Source organism: Streptomyces sp. NPDC053427 (genome assembly GCF_044544985.1).
GTDB lineage: Bacteria > Actinomycetota > Actinomycetes > Streptomycetales > Streptomycetaceae > Streptomyces.
Genome location: NZ_JBITYA010000028.1, coordinates 1 through 11,537, shown reverse-complemented (window position 1 = coordinate 11,537; position 11,537 = coordinate 1). Strand labels below are relative to the sequence as shown.

The window sequence follows — 11,537 nt, the reverse complement described above, 5'->3', positions numbered from 1 at the left end:
CCACAACCCCCACACCCAACTCACCACCGCACTCGCCCACGCCCACACCCACGGCACCACCCCCACCTGGACCACCCTCCACCCCCACACCCACACCACCAGCGACCTCCCCACCTACGCGTTCCAACACCACACCTACTGGCTCCACGCCACAGCAAACGGTGACCCCGCCCACCTGGGACTCAACGAGATCACTCACCCGTTCCTGGGAGCAGCCGTCGAGTCCGCCGCGGACGACCGCGTCATCTTCACCGGACGGATCAGCCTCGACACCCACCCCTGGCTCACCGACCACGCCGTCGCCGGAACCGTCATCCTCCCCGGCACCGCACACCTCGACCTCGCCCTCCACGCCGCCCACCACACCAACCACACCCACATCGAAGAACTCACCCTCGAAACACCCCTCGTCATCCCCGAACACGGCACCCTCCACCTCCAAGTCACCGTCGACCCCACCGACGACAACGGTCGCCGTCCCCTCACGATCCACACCCGTCCCAGCGCTCCCGCCGAGGACGACCCGGACGACGTCCTATGGACCCGGCACGCCACCGGAACCCTCACCGACCAGGCCGGGAGCGCCGACGGACGCGCCGAGGGTGCGTGGCCACCGCCCACGGCACGCCGTATCGACGTCGAGGACTTCTACGAGAACGTCGGAGCACGCGGATATCACTACGGTCCCGCCTTCCAGGGGCTCGCCGCCGCCTGGCAGCTCGGCGACACCGTCTACGCCGAAGTGGCCCTCCCGGACGAGTTCGCCGCCGACGGGTTCGGCGTGCACCCCGCTCTGCTGGACGCCGCCCTGCATGCTCTGCTCGCCACGGGTGACGGAGACGATGTGCCGGGTGCGATCCGACTGCCCTTCTCCTGGGCCGGCATCACCCTGCACACCGCGGACGCGGCCCCAACCGCGTTGCGCGCGTTCCTCACTGCCACGGGTCCGGACAGCCTCGGCCTCCATCTCGTCGACGCCGACAACACACCCGTGCTCACCGTCGACAGCCTCAGCCTGCGTCCGCTGGACCCGGCCAAACTCGGCACCGCCCGCCGCGACGCATCCCTGTTCTGGACGCACTGGGTCCCGGGACCACCGACCACGGACGCCACGGTCCCGAGTGCCACATGGGCCGTCATCGGTGACGAGGCCGGATCATCCAAGTTCGTCGAGGAGCTGCGCGCCGCCGGTGTCGAAGCCTGTAGCCACCCGAGTCTGGGAGACCTCGCCGAGTCTCTCGTCAACGGAGCCGTGGCACCCGAGATCGTCGTCGCGGACTGGACGTCGGGCCCGGCCACCGAGGCAGGACCGGCGGCGTTGGCTCACACTCTGGCGAACGACGCTCTCCTCCAGCTCCAGGAGTTCCTCACCGACGACCGTTTCGGTGACGCTCGTCTCGTCGTCGTCACTCACGGTGCGGTGAGTGTCGGTACGGGGGACGCCCTCACCGATCTGCCCGCCGCCGCCGTCTGGGGCCTGGTACGCACCGCGCAGTCCGAACACCCCGGCCGAATCGTCCTGGCCGACCTCGACCACACCCAGACCTCCCACCACGCCCTCCCCACAGCCCTCACCACCGGCGAACCCCAACTCGCCCTCCGCCACGGCCAACTCCACACCCCCCGCCTCACCCCCACAGGCACCACCCCCCTCACCAACCCCACCACAACCGACACCACCTGGCGCCTCGAAGTCCCCACCACCGGCACCATCGACAACCTCACCCTCACCCCCCAACCCCACACCACCACACCCCTCCCCCCCGGCCACATACGCGTCGACATCCACGCCGCAGGACTCAACTTCCGCGACATCGTCGTCACCCTCGGCATGGTCAACGACACCCGCCACATCGGCGGCGAATGCGCCGGCATCATCACCCACGTCGCCGACGACGTCACCAACTACCAACCCGGCGACCGCGTCATGGGCCTCTTCCCCCACATCGCCCCCACCGCCACCACCGACCAACGCCTCCTCACCACCATCCCCCACCACTGGACCTTCGCCCAAGCAGCCACCACGCCCATTGCCTTCCTCACCTCGTACTTCGCCCTCCGAGACCTGGCCCGTATCGAGCCGGGCGACAAGCTGCTGATCCACTCCGCCACCGGCGGCGTCGGCATGGCCGCCACCCAACTCGCCCACCACTGGGGCGCCGAGATCTACGCCACCGCCAGCCCCACCAAACAGCCCACCCTCCACACCATGGGCATCCCCTCCACCCACACCGCCAACTCCCGCACCCTCGACTTCGAAAACACCTTCCGCACCACCAGCGGCGGCCACCTCGACATCGTCCTCAACTCCCTCGCCGGAGACTTCACCGACGCCTCACTCCGCCTCCTCAACCCCGGCGGACGCTTCATCGAAATGGGCAAAACCGACATCCGCCAACCCGAAGACCTCGCGACCGACTACCCGGGCATCGCCTACCAGGCATTCGACCTCATCACCGAGGCCGGCCCCGATCGCCTCCACACCATGCTCGGCGAACTCCGCGACCTCTTCGACGCAGGCGTCCTCCACCCGCTTCCTGTCACCGCCTGGGACGTCACACACGCCCCCGACGCCTTCCGCCACCTCAGCCAGGCTCGCCACATCGGCAAACTCGCCCTCACCCTCCCCCACGACCTCAACCCCGACGGCACCGTGCTCATCACGGGCGGCACCGGCACCCTCGGCAGCCTGGTGGCCCGCCACCTCGCCGACCACCACGGCGCACGACACCTCCTCCTCGCCAGCCGCAGGGGAACCGACGCCCCCGGCGCCCCCGAACTCGAAGCCGAACTCACCGCCCACGGCGCCAAGGTCACCATCGCGGCCTGCGACACCAGCGACCGCCAGGCCCTCGCCGACCTCCTCGCCACCATCCCCACCGAACACCCCCTCACCGCCGTCATCCACACCGCCGGCGCCCTCGACGACGCCACCATCACCACCCTCACCCCCGAGCAGGTCGACACCGCCCTACGCCCCAAAGCCGACGCCGCCTGGCACCTCCACGAACTCACCCGCCACCACGACCTCGCCGCCTTCGTCCTCTACTCCTCCGCCGCCGGCACCCTCGGAAACCCCGGCCAAGGCGGCTACGCCGCCGCCAACACCTTCCTCGACGCCCTCGCCACCCACCGCCACACCCAAGGACTCCCCGCCACCTCACTCGCCTGGGGCCACTGGGCCCAAACCAGCGGCCTCACCAACCACCTCGACCAGAACGACCTCGCCCGCATGAACCGGGCCGGAATCATGCCACTCTCGACCGAGGACGCCCTCACCCTCCTCGACACGGCGCTGACCACTGGCCGCCCGAACCTGCTGCCCGTCCGGCTCAACCAGCCCGCGTTGCGCGCCCAAGCGACCGCCGGAACGTTGCCGGCCCTGCTCAGTGGCATCATCAGCGCCCCCACAACCCGCGGATCCGGCCGGCAGACCCGGCGTGCCGTCCCCCTCACAGAGCAGTTGGCCGGGCTCGGCGAGAACCAGCAGCGTGAGACGCTCATCGACCTCGTGCGCACGCACGCCGCGACGGTGCTCGGGCACCCGACGCCCGACACTCTGCAGACGAACCGCGGCTTCCAGGAACTCGGGCTCGACTCCCTCACCGCCGTCGAACTCCGCAACCGCCTCACCACGGCCACCGGCCTCCGCCTCCCGGCCACCCTCATCTTCGACCACCCGACGGTCGCGGAGGTCGCCCAGTACCTCTTCGAGGAGGTCGTGACGGCCGAGTCGGCGGCGCCCGACCCCGTTCTTCAAGAGCTCGACCGGATCGAGCGGGACTTCTCCGCCCTGTCCGAAGACACCCGCACACTTCTCACCTCCAAATTGCAGAACCTTCTGGCCAAGCTCGGCGAACAACCCTCGCCGGGGGCCGACAGCGTCGCCCAGCAGATCGATTCGGCATCGGACAACGAGATATTCCGGTTCATCGACGAGGAACTCGGAATTACCCGGAGCGAAGAGGACTAGCATCATGGAAAACGAAGACAAGCTTCGCGACTACCTCAAGCGGGTAACCACCGATCTGCACCAGACTCGGCAACGCCTGCACCAGGTCGAGGAGAAGGCACGCGAGCCGATCGCGATCGTCGGTATGGCCTGCCGCCTGCCCGGTGACGTGAGCTCTCCCGACACGTTCTGGAATCTGCTGGCATCCGGTGGCGATGCGATTTCCGACTTCCCCGAGGGACGGAACTGGGACCTGGAGCGTCTCTACGACCCCGACCCGGACAAGTCCGGCACCAGCTATGCGCGGCAGGGCGGTTTCCTGCACAACGCCGACCAGTTCGATGCCGAATTCTTTGGAATATCCCCGCGTGAGGCCCGAGCCATGGACCCGCAGCAGCGGCTGCTGCTGGAGACCAGCTGGGAGGCCCTTGAGCAGGCCGGTATCGATCCGGTGACCTTGCACGGTTCCCGTACCGGAGTCTTCGCCGGTGTCTCCTCCCAGGACTATTTCCACTACCTGCGCGACATGGGCAAGGACGCGGAAGGCTACGTGGCCACGGGCAGCCTGGGAAGCGTGGTCTCGGGGCGCATCGCCTACACCCTCGGTTTCAAGGGCCCTGCCGTCACCGTCGACACGGCCTGCTCCTCGTCATTGGTCGCCATTCACCTGGCCGCGCAGGCGCTGCGCAACAGCGAATGCTCGATGGCGCTGGCCGGCGGCGTGACCGTCATGGCCTCGCCGACGACCTTCGTGGAGTTCTCGCGGCAGCGCGGTCTGGCACCGGACGGACGCAGCAAGTCCTTCGCGGCTGGGGCGGATGGCACGGGCTTCTCCGAGGGCGTCGGACTGGTGCTGCTGGAGCGACTGTCGGACGCCGAGCGCAACGGGCACCAGATCCTGGCCGTGATCCGCGGATCGGCGATCAACCAGGACGGGGCCAGCAGCCAGCTTTCCGCACCGAACGGGCCGTCGCAGCAGCGCGTGATCCGGGCGGCACTGACGAACGCGGGCCTGTCCCCCGCCGACGTCGACGCCGTCGAGGCGCACGGCACAGGGACGACGCTCGGCGACCCGATCGAGGCCCAAGCGCTCCTCGCGACGTACGGCCAGGGCCGAGCGGCCGAACAGCCGTTGTGGCTGGGGGCGGTGAAATCCAACATCGGGCACACCCAGGCGGCGGCCGGTGTCGCCGGTGTCATCAAGATGGTCATGGCCATGCGGCACGGGCTCCTTCCGCAGACCCTGCACGTCGACGCACCCACCTCGCACGTCGACTGGGAAGCGGGCGCGGTCAGCCTCCTCACCGAGCCGACCCCGTGGCCCGAGGTTGAGCGGCCGCGCCGGGCGGGCGTCTCCTCCTTCGGTATCTCCGGGACGAACGCCCACGTCATCCTCGAGGCGCCTGCCGATGCTGAGCCGGTGGCCGAGGAGACCGTGGAGCCGGACACCAACCCGGTGTTCGCCTGGCCGGTCTCAGCGAAGACGGACGAGGCGCTGGCAGCCCAGGCAATGCGGCTGTTGACCCACGTCGCCGAGCGGCCGGAGCTCGAACCCGCCGACGTCGGGCACTCCCTCGCCACCACCCGCACCCACCACGACCACCGCGCCGTCGCCATCGGCACCGGACGCGACGAACTCACCGCAGCCCTCACCGCGTTGGCCCGGGGCGAAGAACACCCCGGCCTGGTCAAGGGCGTTACGACCGGCCACTCGGGCAAAACGGTGTTCCTCTTCCCCGGGCAGGGCTCGCAATACCCCGGCATGGCCGCCGACCTCATGACCAGCTCCACCGTCTTCCGCGACCACATCGAAGCGTGCGAGACAGCGCTGTCCCGCCACACCGACTGGTCACTGACCCAAGTCCTCACCCAGCACCCCGACGCACCTGGGCTGGACCGCGTCGACATCGTCCAACCCGCACTCTTCGCCGTCCTCACCGGCCTCGCCGAACTGTGGAAGGCCCACGGCATCCACCCCGACGCCGTCCTGGGCCACTCCCAAGGCGAGATCGCCGCCGCCTACACCGCCGGCGCCCTCACCCTCGACGACGCCACCACCATCGTCGCCCTCCGCGCCCAAGCCCTCGCCCGCATCACCGGCACCGGCACCATGGCCTCCCTCACCACCACCCCCGAACAGGCCCAGCAACTCACCACCCGCCACCCCGACCTCCACATCGCCGCCGTCAACGGCCCCACCACCGTCATCATCACCGGCAACACCCACAGCATCGAACAACTCCTGGAGACCTGCGCCACCGAAGGCATCCACGCCCGACGCATCCCCGTCGACTACGCCTCCCACAGCCCCCACATCGACCCCCTCGAACACGACATCCGAACCGCCCTCGCCCACATCACCCCCCAACCCACCACCGTCACCTACTACTCCGGCATGACCGGCACCCCCCTCGACACCACCACCCTCACCGGCGACTACTGGTTCACCAGCATGCGCCAACCCGTCCAATTCCACACCGCCACCCAAAACCTCCTCCACACCGGCCACACCCTCCTCATCGAAACCAGCCCCCACCCCGTCCTCACCACCGCACTCACCCAAACCATCGAAAACACCGAGACACCCAGCCCCATCACCATCACCGGCACCCTCCGCCGCGACCACAACCCCCACACCCAACTCACCACCGCACTCGCCCACGCCCACACCCACGGCACCACCCCCACCTGGACCACCCTCCACCCCCACACCAAAACCACCACCGACCTCCCCACCTACGCGTTCCAACACCAGCCCTACTGGCTCAACACCCCCGCCAACACCGGCGACCCCACACATCTCGGGCAGGCCACGACCGCCCATCCGCTCCTCGGCGCCGTCCTGGAATCCGCCGAGGACGACCGCACCACCTTCACCGGACAGATCTCCCTCACCACCCACCCCTGGCTCACCGACCACGCCGTCGCCGGAACCGTCATCCTCCCCGGCACCGCACACCTCGACCTCGCCCTCCACGCCGCCCACCACACCGGCCTCGCACACGTCGAAGAACTCACCCTCGAAACACCCCTCGTCATGCCGGAACGCGGCAGCGTGCGGCTCCAGGTGACCGTCGGAACCGCCGACGACTCCGGTCGCCGGACCCTGACGATCCACACCCGTCCCGTCAGCACCGACCCCGACGACTACGGGCAGTGGACGCGGCATGCGACGGCGGTTCTCGCCGGCATCGAAGCGATCGAAGCGGAGGAGCCGGAAGGCGACTTGGCGGGTGTCTGGCCTCCGTCTTCCGCCACGCCCGTCGATGTCGACGACCACTACCAGCGGTTCGCCGACGCGGGCTTCGACTACGGGCCCGCGTTCCAGGGGCTCACCGCCGCCTGGCAGCTCGGCGACACCGTCTATGGCGAGGTGGCCCTTCCGGACGGGCTCGCCGCCGACGGGTTCGGCGTGCACCCCGCTCTGCTCGACGCCGCCCTGCAGGGCATGCGGACGGTTCTCGACGGTGGGGAGGACCAGGAGACGTCCGGCAGCCCGGTCATGCCGTTCACCTGGACCGGCATCACCCTGCGCGGCACCGGCGCCGCCTCCCTGCGCGTGAAGCTGTCGCCCTCGGGCCCGCGCACACTGTCGGTCACCACAGCCGACGAGAGCGGCCGACCCGTCCTCGGCATCGAGGCGCTGACCGTACGTCCCGTCGATCTGGACCGCCTCGCTGTGGCCGCGTCCGCCGTCCACGACTCGCTTTACCAGGTCGACTGGAACGCCTACCCGGTGACCTCCGGCGCCCGGCCCGCACAGGACACCTGGGCGTTCATCGGGGAGCCGGCGGAGGCCGCGGCCGATGCCGGCCGCTACGCGAACCTGGCCGAGCTCTGCGAGGCCGTGGCCGCCGGCACGCCCGTCCCGGAGACGATCGTCGCCGCGGTGGACACCGGCTCCGGTGACGACGCCGTCGCGGCGGTACGCACGGCGACGCGCCAGGCGCTCACCCTCGTCCAGAGCTTCCTTTCGCACGAGCAGCTCGCGGACTCCCAGCTGTTGCTCCTCACCCGGGGCGCGATGTCCACCGGGCCCCATGACGTTCCGCACGACCTCGCGGCGTCCGCCGTCTGGGGTCTGGCGCGCACGGCCCAGTCCGAGCACCCGGGCCGCGTCGTCGTGGCCGATCTCGATGGGACGGACGAGTCGTGGGGGTCCCTGCCGGCGGCCCTGGCTTCCGTGACGGCGGCCGGTGAGACGCAGTTCGCGTTGCGTTCAGGGGCGGTCCTCGTCCCGCGACTGGTGCGCACGGGCGTACCGACCGAGGTGCGGTCCGGCGCGGACGACGGGGCCGTGGAGCGCCCGTGCTTCACCGCCGACGGGACCGTCCTGATCACCGGCGGCACCGGCGCGCTCGGCGCTCACCTCGCCCGCCATCTGGTGACCGGGCACGGCGTCCGCCATCTGCTGCTGGTCAGCCGCCGGGGTGCTGACGCCCCCGGTGCCCCGGAGCTGGAGGCCGAGCTCGCCGCGCACGGCGCCACCGTCACGATCGCCGCGTGCGACGTCGGCGATCCCGGCGCGGTCGCCGCTCTGATCGCCTCGGTGGAGGCCGGGAATCCGCTGACCGCCGTCGTGCACACCGCCGGCGCCCTCGACGACGCCGTCATCGAGAACCTCACGCCCGAGCAGCTCGACACCATTCTGCGTTCGAAGGCCGAGGCGGCGTGGCACCTGCACCGGGCCACCGAGCACCTCGACCTGAACGCGTTCGTGCTCTACTCCTCCGTCGCCTCCGCACTCGGCGAGTCCGGCGCGGCCAGCTACGCCGCCGCCAACAGCTATCTCGACGCGCTCGCCGTCCACCGTCGTGCGGCGGGGCTGCCCGCCCTGTCCCTCGGCTGGGGCGTGTGGGAGCAGGACAGCGGTATGTCCGCCGTGCTGAGCCGCACCCAACGCGTGCGTCTGGAGCGGGGCGGCATCACCCCGTTGCCGGTCGATCAGGCGCTCGCCCTGTTCGACGCCGCTCTCTCCGCCGACCGGCCGGTGCTCCTGCCCACTCGGTTCAGCCAGTCTGCGCTCCGCGGACAGGACGCCGCGGGAACGCTGCCGGCCATTCTGGCCGGGCTCGTCCCGGCACACGCCCGCCGGACGCGGCGCGGTGGCGGCACCACCGGGCTGCAGACGCGGCTGGCCCGCCTGTCCGAGGCCGAACAGTACGAGCTCCTGCTGGACCTGGTGCGCAGCCAGATGGCCGATGTCCTGGGCCACGCCAACCCCGACGGCATCGACGCGGGCCGGGCGTTCCAGGACCTCGGATTCGACTCCCTCACGGCCGTCGAACTCCGGAACCGGCTCAGCGCCGGTACCGGCCTCCGGCTGCCCGCCACCCTCATCTTCGACCGGCCGAACGCGTCCGCACTCGCCCGGTTCCTGCACTCCGAGATCCTCGGTGTCGTCAACGGCGCCACGGCACAGGCCCCGGTCTCGGCCGCCGCCGTCGAGGAGCCCATCGCGATCGTCTCCATGGCCTGCCGCTTCCCCGGCGGCGTGGCCTCTCCCGAGGGGCTGTGGGAGTTGCTGGCCGCCGGCGGGGACGCCGTGTCCGGGTTCCCCGAAGGCCGTGGCTGGGACGTGCACCTCTACGACCCCGACCCGGGCAAGCTCGGCAAGAGCTACACACGCGAGGGCGGTTTCCTGTACGACGCGGCCGGGTTCGACGCCGACTTCTTCGGCATCTCGCCGCGCGAGGCCCTCGCGACGGATCCGCAGCAGCGGCTCCTGCTGGAAACCAGCTGGGAAGCGCTGGAGCGGGCCGGGATCGACCCTACGACGCTGCACGGCACCAGCACCGGTGTGTTCACCGGCATGAGCGCCCAGTCGTACGGCGGCGGCGCCACCACCGGCCATGCCTCGCAGGACATCCAGGGATACCTGGTCACCGGTGCCGCGACGAGTGTGGCGTCGGGCCGGATCGCGTACACGCTGGGCCTGGAGGGCCCGGCGGTCACCATCGACACGGCGTGCTCGTCCTCGCTGGTCGCCATGCATCTGGCGGCGCAGGCGCTGCGCAACGGCGAATGCACGATGGCACTGGCCGGCGGCGTAACCGTCATGGCGTCCCCCGCCCTCTTCGTGGAGTTCTCCCGGCAGCGGGGGCTGGCCCCCGACGGCCGCAGCAAGGCGTTCGCCGAGGCCGCCGACGGCGCCGGCTTCTCCGAGGGCGTCGGGCTGGTGCTGCTGGAGCGACTGTCGGACGCCGAGCGCAACGGCCACCAGGTGCTCGCTGTCATCCGGGGTTCGGCGGTCAATCAGGACGGCGCGAGCAACGGTCTGACGGCACCGAACGGCCCGTCGCAGCAGCGGGTCATCCGGGCGGCGCTGGCCAACGCCCGACTGACGACCGCCGATGTCGACGCGGTGGAGGCGCACGGAACGGGGACGACGCTCGGCGACCCGATCGAGGCGCAGGCGCTCTTGGCCACCTATGGTCAGGACCGGCCGGTGGAGCGGCCGTTGTGGCTCGGGTCGGTCAAGTCCAACATCGGCCACACGCAGGCCGCGGCCGGTGTCGCGGGCGTCATCAAGATGGTCATGGCCATGCGCCACGGAGTCCTGCCCCAGACCCTCCACGTCGACGAGCCCACCTCGCACGTCGACTGGGAGGCGGGCGCGGTCAGCCTCCTCACCGAGCAGACGCCGTGGCCGGAGACGAACGGGTTGCGCCGGGCGGGTGTCTCGTCGTTCGGCATCTCCGGGACGAACGCCCACCTCATCCTTGAGGCGCCCCCTGTCGCCGAGCCGGTGGCTGAGGAGACCGTGGAGCCGGACCCCAATCCGGTGTTCGCCTGGCCGGTCTCCGCCAAGACGGACGAGGCGCTGGCAGCCCAGGCCGTACGACTGCTGACTCACGTCGCCGAGCGGCCGGAGCTCGACCCTGCCGACGTCGGCCACTCCCTCGCCACCACCCGTGCGCACCACGACCACCGCGCCGTGGTCATCGGCACCGACCGGGACGAACTCACCGCGGCGTTGGAGGCGTTGGCCCGGGGCGAGGAGCATCCCGGTCTGATCAAGGGCACGGCGGCGTCCGGCGGTGGCAAGACGGTGTTCCTCTTCCCCGGGCAGGGCTCGCAGTACCCGGGCATGGCTGCCGATCTCATGACCAGCTCCGCTGTCTTCCGCGACCACATCGAAGCGTGCGAGACAGCGCTGTCCCGACACACCGACTGGTCACTGACCGAAGTTCTCTCCCAGCACCCCGACGCACCCGGGCTGGACCGCGTCGACATCGTCCAACCCGCACTCTTCGCCGTCCTCACCGGCCTGGCCGAACTGTGGAAAGCCCACGGCATCCACCCCGACGCCGTCCTGGGCCACTCCCAAGGCGAAATCGCCGCCGCCTACACCGCCGGCGCCCTCACCCTCAACGACGCCACCACCATCGTCGCCCTCCGCGCCCAAGCCCTCGCCCACATCACCGGCACCGGCACCATGGCCTCCCTCACCACCACCCCCCAACACGCCCACCAACTCACCACCCACCACCCCGACCTCCACATCGCCGCCATCAACGGCCCCACCACCGTCATCATCACCGGCAACACCCACAGCATCGAGCAACTGCTGGAGGCCTGCGCC

2 protein-coding genes are annotated in these 11,537 nt (G+C 70.5%); both read left to right on the top strand.

From position 1 onward, the window contains the following. Positions 1-3,973, top strand: a 3,973-nt coding sequence (locus tag ACIGWZ_RS39275) for an SDR family NAD(P)-dependent oxidoreductase (protein ID WP_400072832.1), incomplete at its 5' end; no start/stop codon positions are given. A gap of 4 nt (positions 3,974-3,977) precedes the next feature. After that, positions 3,978-11,537: SDR family NAD(P)-dependent oxidoreductase (locus tag ACIGWZ_RS39270; protein WP_400072829.1), on the top strand; the 7,560-nt coding region annotated here is incomplete at its 3' end.